Below are 16,256 nucleotides of genomic sequence, written 5' to 3'. Positions count from 1 at the left end.
AGCCCTACTAATGGGAATGCACCGCAAAAATCATCACGATCAGAGTCACGATCAGTGTCGCGATGCCGATCACGATGCCGGCGACCGCCAGGCCGTAACCGTCTTGGCGCGTCCTCTTGATCTGGTCGAGCGCGATCGTGCCCAGCACGATGCCCACGATCCCGCCGATGCAGCAGAGCAACCCGGTGAACGACGAGATCAGCGCCGCGATCGCCATCCCGTTCGTCCCGGTCCGGACGGCCTCGGGGGACCAGTAATCCCCGTATCCCGGCGCCGGGTAATAGCCGCCGGGATACGGCGGCGAGCCGTGGCCGGGGGGCGGCCCGCTGAACTGCGGCGGGCCCGGCGGGTAGGACGGGCCGTAACCGGGTGGCTGCTGGTCGCTGAAGGGTGGGGTGACCTGCGGGTAGTCGACGGCATATCCGGGTGGCGGGTACGCCGGGGGCGGGTAACCCGCTGGTGGTGGCGATGCCGGGGAGTCGCCGGGCGCTGCCCATCCCGGCTGCTGCGGGTGCTGCGCACCGGCCGCGTGCGGATCGGCGGCGTCTTCGCCGCTGGCACCGCCGGGAGCTGTCATGTTGTTCAACCTAGCCTGCAGGCTGCATCGATAGGGTGGGAGGGCCGAGGTGAAACTATGGCCCCGGCAGAGGAGAATGAGCCGCCATGACTAGTCCTTTCCAGCCTGGCCAAGTCCCGGGCCCGACGCCCGGTGGCGCGGCGGCGGGGCGGCGCGGTGTGCCGCAGTTGCCGACTCCGCCCAAAGGCTGGCCGGTGGGTTCTTATCCCACCTATGCCGAGGCGCAGCGTTCCGTCGACTATCTCTCCGAACATCAGTTCCCGGTCCAGCAGGTCACCATCGTCGGTGTCGACCTGATGCAGGTGGAACGGGTCACCGGCCGGCTGACCTGGCCGAAAGTGCTCGGCGGTGGCGTGCTCAGTGGGGCCTGGTTGGGCCTGTTCATCGGCTTAGTGCTCGGCTTCTTCAGTCCCAGCCCATGGGGCGCACTGGCTACCGGTTTGATTGCCGGGGTGTTCTTCGGCTTGATCACCTCCGCCGTTCCGTACGCAATGGCCCGTGGCACAAGGGATTTCAGCTCGACCATGCAACTGGTCGCCGGCCGTTACGACGTGCTCTGCGAACCGCAGAACGCCGAGAAGGCTCGGGATTTGCTTGCGCGCCTGGCGATCTGACGGCCGGATGATTTGGTGGTGAGCCGCCGCGGGCGCGGGCGCCGAGCGGGTGCAACCGTGCTGGCGATTTTGACCACCGTGTCGGTGCTGTCCGCCTGTGGGTCAGGCCACAACGGGCTGGTGATCACCTTCTACACCCCGGCCGCCGACGGCGCGACATTCGCCGAAGTCGCCCGGCGCTGCAGCCAGGACTCCGGCGGCCGGTACACCGTCGCGCACGTCAGCCTGCCCAGGGAGCCCGGTGCGCAACGGTTGCAATACGCCCGCCGGCTTACCAGTCATGACCGCACGCTGGACGTGCTGTCGCTCGACGTCATCTGGACCGCGGAGTTCGCCGAAGCCGGCTGGGTGCTGCCGCTGTCCGACGATCCGGCCGGGCTGGCCGAGGCCGACGCGACCGTCGATACCCTGCCGGGCCCGCTGGCGACGGCCGGCTGGAAGCACCGCCTCTACGCCGCGCCGATTGCCACAAATACCCAATTACTTTGGTATAGACCAGATTTGGTGCATCAGCCGCCGCATGACTGGAACGGCATGGTGGCCGAGGCGACCCGGCTGCACGCGGCCGGGCTGCCCAGCTGGATCGCCGTGCAGGCCCACGAGGACGAGGGTCTGGTGGTGTGGTTCAACACGCTACTGGTCAGCGCCGGCGGTCAGGTGCTCTCCGAAGATGGCCAACACGTCACCCTGACGGACACCCCCGCACACCGGGCCGCCACCATCAGCGCGCTGCGGATCCTCAAGTCGGTGGCCACCGCGCCGGGAGCCGACCCGTCGATCACCCGCACCGACGCAAGCACGGCGCGGTTGGCGGTCGAAGAGGGCAATGCCGCACTGGAAGTCAACTGGCCCTACGTGCTGGCCTCGATGCTGGAGAACGCGGTCAAGGGCGGCGTGAGTTTCCTTCCGCTCAACCGGGATCCGGCGTTGGCCGGCAGCATCAACCGATACGGCACCTTCGTGCCCAACGACGAGCAATTCCACATTGCCTATCAGGCCAGCCAGCACGTGTTCGGCTTCGCGCCCTATCCCGGCGTGGTCCCGGGCCGCCCGGCAAAGGTGACGATCGGTGGGCTGAACCTGGCGGTGGCCAGCACGACGCGGCATAAAGCCGAAGCGTTCGAAACCATTCGATGCCTGCGCAGCCTGGCGAATCAGAAGTACATCTCGATGGCAGGCGGTCTGCCGGCGGTCCGGACGTCGCTGTACTCCGACCCGCAATTCCAGACCAAGTATCCGACGTACACCGTGATCCGCCAGCAGCTGACCGACGCCGCGGTGCGTCCCGCGACGCCGGTCTATCAAGCCGTATCCATTCGGCTGGCGGCGGCGCTGAGTCCGATCACCGCGATCGAGCCGGACCGTACGGCCGACGAGCTCGCCACGCAGGTGCAGAAGGCCATCGACGGCAAGGGGCTGTTGCCATGACCCGACCCGGCGTGATCCAACTCTGGAATCGCCCGCCCGAACAGCGACTGGCCTTCCTGCTCGTTGCTCCCGCGGCGACTCTGATGCTGGCGGTGACGGCCTATCCGATCGGTTACGCGGTCTGGCTGAGCCTGCAACGCAACAATCTGACCACCCCGAATGATTCCAAGTTCATCGGCCTGAGCAATTACCACACGATCCTCACCGATCGGTATTGGTGGACCGCGCTGGCGGTGACGTTGGCCATCACGGTGGTTTCGGTGTCGCTCGAGTTCGTGCTGGGCCTGGCGCTGGCGCTGGTAATGCACCACACCGTGATCGGCAGGGGGCTGGTGCGCACCGCGGTGCTCATCCCGTACGGCATCGTCACGGTGGTCGCTTCCTACAGCTGGTACTACGCCTGGACGCCGGGCACCGGCTATCTGGCCAACCTGCTGCCACACGGCAGTGCGCCGCTGACCGAACAGATCCCGTCGCTGGGCATCGTCGTCGTCGCCGAGGTCTGGAAGACAACACCCTTCATGGCGCTGTTATTGCTGGCCGGATTGGCGCTGGTACCGGAGGATTTGCTGAAAGCCGCCCAGGTCGATGGTGCCGGCGCCTGGCGGCGGCTGACCAGGATCATGCTGCCGATCATCAAGCCGGCGGTCGTCGTCGCGCTGTTGTTCCGGACCCTGGACGCCTTCCGCATCTTCGACAACATCTACGTGCTGACCGAGGGCAACAACAACACCGGATCGGTGTCGATCCTGGGCTACGACAACCTTTTTGAAGGCTTCAACGTCGGCCTGGGCTCGGCGATCAGCGTACTGATCTTCGTGTGCGTGGGCATCATCGCGCTGATCTTCATCAAAGTTTTCGGCGCCGCGGCCCCGGGTGGTGCCGTCGATGGGCGCTGAGTTGGCGGGTGCGCGGCGCACCGCGATGTGGGCCGTCATCGATACGTTAGTCGTGGTGTACGCGCTGCTTCCGGTGCTCTGGATTCTGAGTCTTTCGCTCAAACCGACGTCAACTGTCAAGGACGGCAAGCTGATTCCGTCGTCGGTAACCCTGGAAAATTATCGCGGCATCTTCCGCGGCGACTTGTTCACCTCGGCGCTGACCAACTCGATCGGGATCGCGTTGATCGCCACCGCGATCGCGGTGCTGCTGGGTGCGATGGCGGCCTACGCGATCGCCCGGCTGAACTTTCCCGGCAAGCGACTGCTGATCGGATCCGCCTTGCTGAGCACCATGTTCCCGGCGATCTCCCTGGTCACACCGTTGTTCGAAATCGAACGCGTCGTAGGGCTTTTCGACACCTGGCCCGGGCTGATTCTGCCCTACATCGCCTTCGCGTTACCGCTTGCCATCTACACCTTGTCGGCCTTCTTCCGGGAGATCCCCTGGGATCTGGAGAAGGCGGCCAAGATGGACGGCGCCACGCCGGGGCAGGCCTTCCGCAAGGTCATCGTCCCGCTGGCAACGCCCGGATTGGTGACCGCGGCGATTCTGGTCTTCATCTTCGCCTGGAACGACCTGCTGCTGGCGTTGTCGCTGACCGCTACCAAGGCCGCGATCACCGCGCCCGTGGCGATTGCGAATTTCGGAGGCAGTTCGCAATTCGAGGAACCAACGGGATCAATCGCGGCCGGCGCCATCGTCATTACCGTTCCGATCATCGTGTTTGTTCTAATCTTCCAACGACGGATTGTCGCCGGGTTGACCTCAGGCGCCGTGAAGGGATAGCGCGATGGCCGAGATTGTGCTGGAGCACGTCAACAAGAGTTACCCCGACGGGCACACGGCGGTGCGGGACTTGAGCCTCACCATCGCCGACGGCGAATTCCTGATCCTGGTCGGCCCGTCCGGCTGCGGCAAGACCACCACGCTGAATATGATTGCCGGCCTTGAGGATATCTCGTCGGGCGAGCTGCGTATCGGCGGCGAACGGGTCAACGACAAGGCGCCGAAGGATCGCGACATCGCCATGGTGTTCCAGTCCTACGCGCTGTACCCGCACATGACCGTTCGGCAGAACATCGCCTTCCCGCTGACCCTGGCCAAGATGAAGAAGGCCGACATCGCGCAGAAAGTCTCCGAGACAGCGAAAATCCTTGACCTGAGCGAGCTTCTGGACCGCAAGCCCTCCCAGCTGTCGGGTGGCCAACGGCAGCGGGTTGCGATGGGGCGGGCCATCGTGCGCCATCCGAAGGCGTTCTTGATGGACGAGCCGCTGTCCAACCTGGACGCCAAGCTGCGGGTGCAGATGCGCGGGGAGATTGCCCGGCTGCAGCGCCGACTGGGTACCACCACCGTCTACGTCACCCACGACCAGACCGAGGCGATGACGCTGGGCGACCGCGTGGTGGTGATGCATGGCGGTGTCGCGCAGCAGATCGGCACCCCCGAGGAGGTCTACGAGCGTCCCGCGAATCTTTTCGTCGCGGGATTCATCGGGTCGCCTCCGATGAATTTCTTTCCCGGCACGTTGACGCCGACCGGGCTGACGCTGCCCTTCGGTGAGGTGATGCTGGCGCCGGAAGTCCAGGATGTGATCGCCGGGCATCCGAGACCGGAGACCGTCATCGTCGGGGTGCGGCCCGAGCACCTGCTGGACGCCGCGTTGATCGACGGCTACCAGCGCATCACGGCGGCGACCTTCGAGGTGAAGGTGGACCTGGTCGAATCGCTGGGGGCCGACAAATACGTGTACTTCACCACCACGGGGTGCGACGTGCATTCGACGCAACTCGACGAGCTGGCCGCCGAGTCGGAGGTTGTCGAAAACGAGTTCGTGGCAAGGGTTCCCGCAGCGTCGAAAGTCGTCGTCGGCCAATCGGTCCAATTGGCGTTCGACGCCGCGAAACTCGCCGTCTTCGATGCCGATTCCGGGGCGAATCTCACCGTCGCCGCTGTCCCCGCAGGGCAGTGAGCCAGATCCTGGACCAGGCACGGGGACACCTGCGCGAACACTTCGCGAAGGCGGGGGCCTGGGGCGAGCCCGATTCGGCGAGCGTGACATTTCTGGGTACCGAACCCATCGAGGTGCTCCGATTCCGGTCCGCAGCGGGGTTGGTGCAGTACGTGTCGCTGGGCTGCTCGCGCCACCCGATGGGCGACCCCACCGACATCGTCGTCGACCCGTTGCACGGTCCGCGCGCCGAGGTGGCGCTGCGTCTGCGAGATCCCGGACCGGCCACCGGAATTGCCCGCAGCCTAGCGATACTGGCGGCTTCGCCGGCCGTCGACGGTATGGTGCTCGTTCCCGACGCGCTGATCGATCTCGGCTCGCCGCTGTGGGCATGGCCGTCGCGACGGGTGCCCTTCACCGCTGTCCTGTTGGGCCGCAGTGACATTGCTGATCTGCCGCTGGAGCCACCGCGCAGCCCGGTGGTGTTTCTCTCGGCGACGCCGATCACCGCGACCGAGGCGGCGTGGGTACGGCTCAAAGGTGCCGAGGCCATGCGGCAAGCCTGGCAGAGCGACGGCGTCGACGTCCTGGACCCGAATCGTCGCGCGGCACAACCGAATTGAGGCGGCCCTGGATGCGGGCGAGTTAAAGCCAGTTGTTCCGCCGGAATTGGAAGTACAGGATCAGGCAGGCGGCCGTCATCAAGCCCATCACACCCGGATAACCCCACGTCCAGTCCAGCTCGGGCATGAAATGGAAGTTCATCCCGTAGATCGCCGCGACCATGGTGGGCACCGCCAAGATACCGGCCCAGGCCGCCATCTTGCGCATGTCGTTGTTCTGCTGCATGCCGACACGGGCCAGCGCCGCCTGCACCAGCGAGTTGAGCATGTCGTCGTAGCTGGCGATCTGGTCGGCGGCCTCGGAGTGGTGATCGCCGACGTCGCGCAGATAGCGCCGTACCTCTTTGGAAATCAGGTCCTTGTTCTCCAACTGGATGCGGTGGAAGGCGGCTGACAGCGGGTTGACGCACCGGCGCAGCTCGACGACCTCGCGCTTGAGCATGTAAATCGGCTCGATGTCCAACTTGCGGCCGGGGGCGAACGCGACCTCCTCGATGCTGTCGATATCGGCTTCCATCAGCTGGGTCACTTCGAGGTAGTGGTCCACGACGTAGTCCGCGATCGCGTGCATGACCGCATACGGCCCCAGCTGCAGCTGTTCTCCGTCGGCTTCCAACTTCTTGCGCACGTCGGCCAGCCCGCTGTGTTCGCCGTGGCGGACCGTGACCACGAAATCCTTGCCGACGAAGACCATCACCTCGCCGCTCTGCACGATCTCGCGGGCCAGTGCCACCGACTCGTGCGGGACGTACTGGATCGTCTTGAGCACCAACACCAGCGTGTCGTCGTAGCGCTCCAGCTTGGGTCGCTGATGTGCGCACACCGCATCTTCGACGGCCAGCGGGTGCAACCCGAAAACGTCGGCCACTTCCGTCATCTGGGTCTCGTTCGGCTCGTGCAAGCCGACCCAGACGAATGCCTCGTGTCCCAGCATCTCGATCTGGTGCACCTTGCTGCACGCGGCCGCGTAGGTGAACTTGCCGGGCAGCCGGTGGCCCCCCACGTAGACGGCGCAGTCGACCAGGGCTTCGTGCGGCGGGGGTGGGGAAGTGGGTTCTGGCTGCGGCTCGTGCGCGATCGTCCGAAGCACTTCCGGCAGTGCGTCAAAACCCTCGAACACCTCAACCTCCTATCGCAGCGCAGGTCTGGCGGAGCGGTGCTCCATGCTACGCGTACTGGTAAAACGCGGGATGAAACGGCACGCGGTGGCCGCGGGCGCGGGCCGGCCGCCCGACGGTCAGCGGCGAACTGGCCGCGGCGTCGGACCGGAGGTTCCGGGCTGGCAGGGGTGCGCTAGTTTCGACGCGAAGCCAAACGACCGAACTTTCTCCATAAGGAGCCAATCGACGTGAGCGCAACTCCTCTGAAGGTAGCCGTCACCGGCGCTGCCGGCCAGATCGGCTACAGCCTGTTGTTCCGCCTGGCTAGCGGCTCGCTGCTGGGCCCGGACCGCCCGATCGAACTGCGGCTGCTCGAGATCGAGCCCGCGCTCAAGGCGCTCGAGGGCGTCGTGATGGAGCTCGACGACTGCGCGTTCCCATTGCTGGCGGGCGTCGAGATCGGCGCGGACGCGAACAAGATCTTCGACGGCGTGAACCTGGCCCTGCTGGTCGGCGCGCGGCCGCGCGGCCCGGGCATGGAGCGCAGCGACCTGCTGGAGGCCAACGGCGCGATCTTCACCGCGCAGGGCAAGGCGCTCAACTCCGTCGCCGCCGACGACGTCCGCATCGGGGTGACCGGCAACCCGGCCAACACCAACGCGCTGATCGCGTTGAGCAACGCCCCCGACATCCCCAAGGAGCGGTTCTCTGCGCTGACCCGCCTGGACCACAACCGGGCGATCTCGCAGCTGGCCAAGAAGACCGGCGCCGCCGTCACCCACATCAAGAAGGTGACCATCTGGGGCAACCACTCGGCCACCCAATACCCCGACATCTTCCACGCCGAGGTCGGCGGCAAGAACGCCGCAGAGGTCGTGAACGACCAGAATTGGATCGAGAACGACTTCATCCCGACCGTCGCCAAGCGCGGCGCGGCGATCATCGACGCGCGCGGCGCCTCCTCGGCCGCCTCGGCCGCGTCGGCCACCGTCGACGCAGCCCGCTCCTGGCTGTTGGGCAGCCCGGACGGTGACTGGGTGTCGATGGCCGTCTTCTCTGACGGCTCTTACGGCGTGCCCGAGGGAATCGTCTCGTCGTTCCCGGTGACCACCAAGGATGGCAACTGGTCGATCGTGCAGGGGCTGGAGATCGACGAGTTCTCCCGCGGCCGCATCGACAAGACCACCGCCGAGCTGGTCGACGAACGCGCCGCGGTCACCGAGCTGAAGCTGATCTGATTAGGGCTACTAATGGGTAGTCAGTACCCTGGGCCCGTGTCCGAAATCGTGCCCTCACACATCGTCATCGGCGACGACGAGATCTTCGAGGCTCACGTAGGCGGCAAGCTTTCGGTGGAGATGAAATCCCCGCTGGACACGCAGCGTGCATTGTCGATCGCCTACACCCCGGGCGTCGCGCAGGTCAGTCGGGCGATTGCCGCCGACCACACCCTGGCCGACCGCTACACCTGGGCGAACCGGCTGGTGGCCGTCGTCAGCGACGGCAGCGCTGTGCTCGGTCTCGGCGACATCGGGCCCGCGGCTGCGCTGCCGGTGATGGAGGGCAAGAGCGCGCTGTTCAAGCAATTCGCCGACCTGGACGCGATCCCGATCGTGCTGGACACCAAGGAACCCGACGAGATCGTCGAAACCCTGGTGCGGTTGCGGCCGACGTTCGGTGCGGTGAACCTCGAGGACATCTCCGCGCCCCGCTGCTTCGAGATCGAACGACGGCTCGTCGAAGCGCTGGACTGCCCGGTGATGCACGACGACCAGCACGGCACGGCGATCGTCGTGCTGGCGGCGCTCATGGGCGCCAGCAAGTTGCTGGGCCGCGACATGGGCTCGATGCGGGTCGTGGTCTCAGGCGCCGGGGCAGCGGGTGTTGCGTGCTCGAAACTGCTTCTCGCAATGGGTGTTTCGGACATCACCGTGCTCGACTCGCGCGGCATCCTGCACACTGGCCGCGACGACATGAACATCGTCAAGACCGATCTGGCGCGCAGCAGCAATCCCCGCGGTCTGCACGGCGGCATGGTCGAAGCGCTCAAGGAAGCCGACGTGTTTCTCGGGGTGTCGGCCGGTGTGGTGCCCGAGGAGCTCATCGCCACCATGGCGTCCGATTCCGTGGTGTTCGCGCTGTCGAACCCCGACCCCGAGATTCAACCCGACGTCGCGGCCAAATACGCCGCGGTGGTGGCCACCGGCCGCAGCGACTTCCCCAACCAGATCAACAACGTGCTGGCATTCCCCGGGGTGTTCCGCGGCGCGCTGGATGCCGGGGCGCGGCGGATCACGGAAAAGATGATGGTGGCCGCGGCCGAGGCGATCTTCTCCGTCGTGAGCGACGACCTCGCGCCCGACCGGATCGTGCCGAGCCCGCTGGACCTGCGCGTCGGTGCGGCAGTGGCACAGGCCGTGGCGCAGGCTGCAGACGCCTCGGAGTGAAAATCGGCAAGCTGGCGGCGTTTCTGGTCGCCGCTGCGCTCGCTGTCCCGTTCGGCGCCGGCTGCACGGCCGGACCCGGCGACCATCACACCGTGCCTGCGCTGGTGGTCGGTTCCAAGAATGACGCCATGTCCAGGCTGCTGGCCGGCGTGTACCTCGCGGCGCTGCGGTCCTACGGATTCGCCGCGCAAGCCGAGACCGCCGACGACCCGATGGCGCAGCTGGACTCCGGCGCCGTCACCGTCACGCCGGCTTTCACCGGCCAGACGCTGCTGGCCTTGCAACCCGGCGCCATGGCGCTCTCCGACGAGCAGGTCTACCGCGCGATGGTGTCGGCGCTGCCCGAGGGCATCGCCGCGGGTGACTACACCACGGCCGCCGAGGACAAACCCGTGCTGCTGGTGACGCAATCCACCGCCAAGGCGTGGGGCGGCCAGGACCGCAGCGCGGACCTGAGCGCGCTGGGCAAACACTGCGACGGGCTGGTCGCCGGGATCGTCGCCGGCCACCGGGCGCCATCGGTAGTCGGTGGCTGCCGGCTGGTCGCCCCGCGTGAATTCCCAGATGTTGCAACGATGTTCGCGGCGCTGCGGGCCGGGCAGCTGACCGCGGGGTGGACCACCACCGCCGACCCCGCCATTCCGGGCGACCTGGTGCCACTGGCCGACGGCAAACCCGCGCTGATCCGGGCGGAGAACGTGGTGCCGCTGTATCGCCGCAACGTGCTCACCGACCGGCAGGTGCTGGCGATCAACGAAGTGGCCGGCGTACTGGACACCGCGGCCCTGGCCGAGATGCGCCGCCAGGTCGACGGCGGTGCCGACCCACAGGCGGTCGCCGGCGGCTGGCTCGTCGATCACCCGCTCGGGCGCTGAGGACCTATCGCTTGGTCGAAGTGAAGCGGCTCGAGACGGGTCCGAACAGCCGCTGATATCCCGGACCGGTCAGCCGCACCAGCGCGTCCAGGACCTTGGCGTCCGTGCCGACCAGCACCCGGGCCTTGTTCTTGCGAACCGCCGCCAAGATGATCCGTGCGGCTTTCTCCGGGCTGGTGCTGGCCATCCGCTTGTCGAATACCTTGGCCAGTTCGGCCGCGTCGAGTCCCTCGGCGGCGGTGGCGTTGCGTGCGATCCCGGTCTTGATGCCGCCCGGGTGTACCGTCGTCACCCCGACCGGGCGGCCGGTCACCAGCATCTCCTGCCGCAGCGCCTCGGTGAAGCCGCGCACAGCAAACTTGGCCGAGTTGTACGCCGCCTGACTAGGCACGGCGAACAACCCGAACACACTCGAGACGTTGATGACGTGGCCGTCCCCGGAGGCGATCAGGTGCGGCAGAAAGGCCTTGGTGCCGTTGACGACACCCCAGAAGTCGACGTCCATCACCCGTTCGATGTCCTTGAACTGGCTGACCTCGATGTCGCCGGTGAACGCGATGCCGGCGTTGTTGTAGATCTGGTTGACCTTGCCGAAGTGCGCGTTGACCGCGTCGGCGTAGGCGAGGAAGGCCTCGCGCTCGGTGACATCGAGTCGATCGGTTTTGACCGGGGCGCCGATGGCCTTCAGCTGTTGCTCGGTCTGCGCCAGTCCCTCGGTGTTGACATCGCTGATCGCCACGCTGGCACCCGAGCGGCCGAGTTCAACGGCCAGTGCCTGGCCGATCCCCGATCCCGCGCCAGTGACGACCGCGACCTTGCCCGCGAAACCCTGCATGCGCACCCCTCCCTCGTGTCCACACTCGCCTCGAGATTACTGGTACCAGCGGTCCCGGGTAGCAGTGGGTGGCCGGGCGGGCTGCCCGGGTGGCCGGGCGTCAGCTCTTGCGCGCCATCAGCCGGCGCACGAAGGTCGCCAACCGGCCCAGCAGCGTCGGGCCGCCGAACATCAGCTCGCCGTATCGCGCGCCGAACAGCCGCGTCATCAGGTCCGCGCCTCTGGCATCAGGGCCGATCAGCACCCGGGCTTTGTTGCTGTCCACCGCGGCCAGGATGGCGCGGGCGGCCTGCTCCGCAGTGGTCTTGGCCACCTGCTGGTCGAAGTTCGCGAGTACCTCGTCCTGGGAGAGTCCCATGCCGTCGGCGATCTCGGCGTTGCTGCCGAAAGAGGTCTTGATGCCGCCCGGGTGCACCGTGGTGACTCCGACCGGGTGGCCGGCCACCACCATCTCTTGGCGCAGCGCCTCGGTGAAGCCGCGGACGGCGAACTTGGCCGAGACGTAGCCAACCTGACCCGGCAGCGCCATCACCCCTAGCACGCTGGAGATATTGATGACGTGGCCGTCCCCCGACGCGATCAGGTGGGGGAGGAAGGCCTTGGTGCCGTTGACGACACCCCAGAAGTCGACGTCCATCACCCGTTCGATGTCCTTGAATCCGCTGACCTCGAGGGTGCCGATGTGGGTGAGCCCCGCATTGTTGTAGATCTGGTTGACCTTGCCGAAGTGATCGTTGACCGCGTCGGCGTAGGCGAGGAAGGCCTCGCGCTCGGTGACGTCGAGTCGATCGGCTTTGACCGGGGCGCCGATGGCGGTCAGCAGTTGTTCGGTCTCGGCTAGCCCGTCCACATTGACGTCACTGATCGCCACGCTGGCACCCGAGCGGGCGAGCTCGACGGCCAGCGCCTGGCCGATACCCGAACCCGCACCGGTCACCACGGCGACCTTGCCGGCGAACTTCTGCATGTGAGCCCTTTCCCAAGTCCGCCCCATGCGTCGAGGCTAGCCGGTATTCACCAAGGCCCGGCCGGTGACTAAGGAAACTCAGGCGAAGGCGGTGTCGAGAATCTCCTGCTGTTCGACGGCGTGCACCTTGGACGAACCCGAGGACGGCGCCGACATCGCCCGACGTGAGATGCGCTTGATCCCGGTCAACTTGTCCGGCAGCAACTCGGGCAGCTCCAGGCCGAAACGCGGCCACGCACCCTGGTTGGCCGGCTCCTCCTGCACCCAGAAGAATTCGCCGGCATTGGGGTAGCGGTCCAGCGTTTCGGCCAGCCGCCGCTTGGGGAGCGGCGCGAGCTGCTCGATCCGCACAATCGCGATGTCGTCGCGGTTCTCCTTGGCTTTGCGGGCCACCAGCTCGTAGTAGATCTTGCCGCTGGTCAGCAGAATTCTGCGGACCGAGCCGCGATCGCCGATTCCTTCTTCGTAGGTGGGTTCCTCCAGCACCGAGCGGAACTTGATCTCGGTGAAGTCCCTGATGTCGCTGACCGCCGCCTTGTTGCGCAGCATGGACTTCGGGGTGAATACGATCAGCGGGCGCTGAACGCCGTCCAACGCGTGCCGGCGCAGCAGATGGAAGTAGTTGGACGGGGTCGACGGCACCGCGATCGTCATCGAACCCTCGGCCCACAGTTGCAGGAAGCGTTCGATGCGGCCGGAGGTGTGGTCCGGTCCCTGCCCCTCATGGCCGTGCGGCAGCAGCAGCACCACGTTGGACAACTGCCCCCACTTGGCCTCACCGGAGCTGATGAACTCGTCGATGATCGACTGCGCGCCGTTGACGAAGTCGCCGAACTGCCCCTCCCACAACACAAGTGCGTCCGGGTTGCCGACGGTGTAGCCGTATTCGAAGCCGACGGCGGCGTACTCGGACAGCGGTGAGTCGTACACCAGGAACTTGCCGCCGGTCGGGGTGCCGTCTTTGTTGGTCGCCAGCAGCTGCAACGGGGTGAATTCGGCGCAGGTGTTGCGATCGATGATTACCGAATGCCGCTGGGAGAACGTGCCGCGACGGGTGTCTTGCCCGGACAGCCGGATCAGCTTGCCTTCGGCCACCAGAGATCCCAGGGCCAGCAGCTCGCCGAAGGCCCAGTCGATCTTGCCTTCGTAGGCCATCTCCCGGCGCTTCTCCAGCACCGGTCGCACGCGCGGGTGCACGGTGAACCCCTCCGGGACGGCCAAGAACGCATCACCGATGCGGGCCAGCAGCGATTTGTCCACCGCGGTGGCGAGCCCGGCGGGCACTATCTGGTCTGCCTCGACGGATTCGCTTGGCAGCGCGCCGTGCTTCTCCACCTCACGGACTTCGTTGAACACCTGCTCCAGTTGACCCTGGTAGTCGCGCAGTGCGTCCTCGGCTTCCTTCAGCGAGATGTCGCCGCGGCCGATCAGGGCTTCGGTGTAGCTCTTGCGGGCCCCACGCTTGGTGTCGACGACGTCGTACATGTAGGGGTTGGTCATCGACGGGTCGTCGCCCTCGTTGTGTCCGCGCCGCCGGTAGCACAGCATGTCGATGATGACGTCTTTCCGGAACGTCTGCCGGAAGTCCACGGCCAGCCGCGCCACCCACACGCAGGCTTCCGGGTCGTCGCCGTTGACGTGGAAGATCGGCGCGCCGATCATCTTGGCCACGTCGGTGCAGTACTCGCTCGACCTGGAGTACTCCGGCGCGGTGGTGAAGCCGATCTGGTTGTTGACGATCACGTGGATGGTGCCGCCGACGCGATAGCCGGGCAACAGTGCCAAGTTCAACGTCTCGGCGACCACGCCCTGACCGGCGAAGGCGGCGTCTCCGTGCAACATCAGCGGCACGACCGAGAAGGCCCGTTCTTCTTCGCCGTCGACGTGCCCGAGTTCCAGCAGGTCCTGCTTGGCCCGGACCAATCCCTCCAGCACCGGGTCGACGGCTTCCAGGTGCGACGGGTTGGCGGTCAGCGATACCGCAATGTCGTTGTCGCCGAACATCTGTAGGTACACGCCGGTGGCGCCGAGGTGGTACTTGACGTCGCCGGACCCGTGCGCCTGCGACGGGTTCAGGTTGCCCTCGAACTCGCTGAAGATCTGCGAGTAGGGCTTGCCCACGATGTTGGCCAGCACGTTGAGCCGGCCCCGGTGCGGCATCGCGATGACCACCTCGTCGAGGCCGTGCTCGGCGCACTGGTCGATCACCGCGTCCATCAGTGGGATCTGGCTTTCGGCACCTTCCAGCGAGAATCGCTTCTGCCCAACGTATTTAGTCTGTAGGAAGGTTTCGAATGCCTCGGCGGCGTTGAGCCTGCTCAGAATGTACTTCTGTTCGGCCACCGTGGGTTTGACGTGCTTGGTCTCGACCCGCTCTTCCAGCCATCGCTGTTGCTCGGGCTCGAGGATGTGGGTGTATTCGACGCCGATGTGGCGGCAGTACGCGTCGCGCAGCAGGCCCAGCACATCGCGCAGCTTCTTGTACTCGCACCCGGCAAAGCCGTTGACCTTGAACTCCCGATCGAGATCCCACAGCGTCAAGCCGTGATTGAGGATTTCGAGGTCGGGGTGGCTACGGAACCGGCCGGTGTCCAGACGCAGCGGGTCGATGTCGGCCATCAGATGCCCGCGATTGCGGTAGGCCGCGATCAACTCCAACACGCGGGGGTTCTTGTCGACGATCGAGTCCGGGTTGTCGGTGCTCCACCGCACCGGCAGGTACGGGTTGCCCAGCTCACGGAAGATGTCGTCCCAGAACGCATCCGAGAGCAACATCTCGTGGATGGTGCGCAGGAAATCGCCGGATTCCGCACCCTGGATGATGCGGTGGTCGTAGGTCGAGGTCAGGGTGATCAGCTTGCCGATACCCAGCTCGGCGATGCGCTCCTCGCTGGCGCCCTGGAACTCGGCGGGATATTCCATCGCACCCACACCGATGATGGCGCCCTGGCCGGCCATCAGTCGCGGCACCGAGTGCACGGTGCCGATAGTGCCGGGGTTGGTCAACGAAATCGTCACTCCGGCAAAGTCTTCGGCGGTCAGCTTGCCGTCGCGGGCCCGGCGCACGATGTCTTCATAGGCGGAGACGAATTCCGCGAACCGCATCGTCTCGCAGCCCCTGATGCCGGCGACCACCAGCGAGCGTTTACCGTCTTTGCCCTGCAGGTCGATGGCCAGACCCAGGTTGGTGTGCGCCGGCGTGACCGCGGTGGGCCTGCCGTCGACCTCGGCATAGTGCCGGTTCATGTTGGGGAACTTCTTGACCGCCTGCACCAGCGCATAGCCCAGCAGGTGGGTGAAGGAGATCTTGCCGCCGCGAGTGCGCTTGAGCTGGTTGTTGATGACGATACGGTTGTCGATCATCAGCTTCGCCGGGACGGCACGGACGCTGGTCGCCGTCGGCACGTCCAGTGACGCGGACATGTTCTTGACGACGGCCGCGGCAGCGCCGCGCAGTATCTGCACCTCGTCGCCTTCGGCGGGCGGGGGCAGGGGGGGCTTCGGGGCGGACGCGGTGGGAGCGGGCGCAGCGGGCGGCGGCGTGGCGGCGCCGTTGCCGGCCGAAGCGGTGCGGGCGGGCTGGGGGGGCGCGGCGGCCGGCGGCTCGGCGACGACGACGGGCTTGGGCGCCGCCGCCTGGCCGTCACCCGGGCTCGGGGTTTCCTGGGCCGTCGCGCCGGTTGGCTCGGGGTTGTAGTCCACCAGGAACTCGTGCCAGCTCGGATCCACCGAAGAGGGGTCGTCGCGGAACTTGCGGTACATCTCCTCGACCAGCCATTCGTTCTGCCCGAATGGTGAACTGACGTTGCTCACGGCCGCTGTTCGCCTCAATTCTCGTGTCCTGCAGGCTCTGTACGCGCTATTGCGCGGCGCCTGCGACTCTGCGCACCCCGATTG

The 16,256-nt window shown here is 66.3% G+C and carries 14 protein-coding genes; 9 read left to right on the top strand and 5 right to left on the bottom strand.

All coding sequences use genetic code 11. From position 1 onward, the window contains the following. Positions 1-7 precede the first annotated feature (7 nt). Positions 8-586, bottom strand: a complete 579-nt coding sequence (locus OK015_RS23060; RefSeq protein WP_268126422.1) for a DUF4190 domain-containing protein — start codon at positions 584-586, stop codon at positions 8-10. A 77-nt stretch (positions 587-663) separates the two neighbouring features. Between OK015_RS23060 and OK015_RS23055 the strand changes: the two genes are divergently transcribed. Genes OK015_RS23055 through OK015_RS23030 form a run of 6 tightly spaced genes read left to right on the top strand, consistent with a single transcriptional unit; the run spans position 664 to position 6,135 of the window. Then, on the top strand, positions 664-1,191 hold the full coding sequence (locus OK015_RS23055) for a general stress protein (RefSeq protein ID WP_268126421.1): 528 nt from the start codon (positions 664-666) through the stop codon (positions 1,189-1,191). 15 nt (positions 1,192-1,206) lie between these two features. Further along, entirely contained in the window at positions 1,207-2,619 is a 1,413-nt protein-coding gene (locus OK015_RS23050; RefSeq protein WP_268126420.1) for an extracellular solute-binding protein, read from the top strand. Then, positions 2,616-3,518: a carbohydrate ABC transporter permease gene (locus OK015_RS23045; RefSeq protein WP_268126417.1), complete on the top strand. Its 903-nt coding sequence runs from the start codon at positions 2,616-2,618 to the stop codon at positions 3,516-3,518. Before OK015_RS23050 ends, OK015_RS23045 begins: the two co-directional genes overlap by 4 nt. Further along, entirely contained in the window at positions 3,508-4,347 is an 840-nt protein-coding gene (locus tag OK015_RS23040; RefSeq protein ID WP_268126415.1) for a carbohydrate ABC transporter permease, read from the top strand. The genes OK015_RS23045 and OK015_RS23040 overlap by 11 nt, the downstream gene beginning before the upstream one ends. Positions 4,348-4,351: 4 nt before the next feature. After that, entirely contained in the window at positions 4,352-5,533 is a 1,182-nt protein-coding gene (locus tag OK015_RS23035; protein ID WP_268126413.1) for an ABC transporter ATP-binding protein, read from the top strand. Then, positions 5,530-6,135, top strand: coding sequence for a suppressor of fused domain protein (locus tag OK015_RS23030; RefSeq protein ID WP_268126411.1), 606 nt, complete (start codon positions 5,530-5,532; stop codon positions 6,133-6,135). Before OK015_RS23035 ends, OK015_RS23030 begins: the two co-directional genes overlap by 4 nt. A 22-nt stretch (positions 6,136-6,157) precedes the next feature. Here OK015_RS23030 and corA read toward each other — a convergent pair whose 3' ends face one another. Further along, positions 6,158-7,255, bottom strand: coding sequence for a magnesium/cobalt transporter CorA (gene corA, locus OK015_RS23025; RefSeq protein ID WP_268126409.1), 1,098 nt, complete (start codon positions 7,253-7,255; stop codon positions 6,158-6,160). Between the two features lie 228 nt (positions 7,256-7,483). On the opposite strand from corA, the gene OK015_RS23020 reads away from it, so the two are divergent. From OK015_RS23020 to OK015_RS23010, 3 genes are read left to right on the top strand one after another with little or no spacing between them, the layout of a single operon-like run. Continuing rightward, entirely contained in the window at positions 7,484-8,473 is a 990-nt protein-coding gene (locus tag OK015_RS23020) for a malate dehydrogenase (RefSeq protein ID WP_268126407.1), read from the top strand. A 36-nt stretch (positions 8,474-8,509) separates the two neighbouring features. Next, positions 8,510-9,682, top strand: coding sequence for an NAD(P)-dependent malic enzyme (locus OK015_RS23015; RefSeq protein WP_268126405.1), 1,173 nt, complete (start codon positions 8,510-8,512; stop codon positions 9,680-9,682). Next, positions 9,679-10,557, top strand: a complete 879-nt coding sequence (locus tag OK015_RS23010) for a glycine betaine ABC transporter substrate-binding protein (RefSeq protein ID WP_268126403.1) — start codon at positions 9,679-9,681, stop codon at positions 10,555-10,557. The genes OK015_RS23015 and OK015_RS23010 overlap by 4 nt, the downstream gene beginning before the upstream one ends. Positions 10,558-10,561: 4 nt before the next feature. Here OK015_RS23010 and OK015_RS23005 read toward each other — a convergent pair whose 3' ends face one another. The 3 genes from OK015_RS23005 to OK015_RS22995 all read right to left on the bottom strand — a co-directional run bounded on the left by OK015_RS23005 (position 10,562) and on the right by OK015_RS22995 (position 16,172). Further along, complete coding sequence (locus OK015_RS23005; RefSeq protein WP_268126402.1) at positions 10,562-11,392, bottom strand: SDR family NAD(P)-dependent oxidoreductase; 831 nt, start codon at positions 11,390-11,392, stop codon at positions 10,562-10,564. A 100-nt stretch (positions 11,393-11,492) separates the two neighbouring features. Continuing rightward, entirely contained in the window at positions 11,493-12,359 is an 867-nt protein-coding gene (locus OK015_RS23000; protein WP_268126401.1) for an SDR family NAD(P)-dependent oxidoreductase, read from the bottom strand. A 78-nt stretch (positions 12,360-12,437) separates the two neighbouring features. Further along, positions 12,438-16,172: a multifunctional oxoglutarate decarboxylase/oxoglutarate dehydrogenase thiamine pyrophosphate-binding subunit/dihydrolipoyllysine-residue succinyltransferase subunit gene (locus OK015_RS22995; RefSeq protein ID WP_268126399.1), complete on the bottom strand. Its 3,735-nt coding sequence runs from the start codon at positions 16,170-16,172 to the stop codon at positions 12,438-12,440. Positions 16,173-16,256 lie beyond the last annotated feature (84 nt).

The organism is Mycobacterium sp. Aquia_216 (genome assembly GCF_026723865.1).
In the GTDB taxonomy this organism is placed as follows: Bacteria; Actinomycetota; Actinomycetes; order Mycobacteriales; family Mycobacteriaceae; genus Mycobacterium.
Note: the sequence above shows the minus strand (reverse complement) of the source record. Positions and strands in the feature narration are given on the sequence as shown.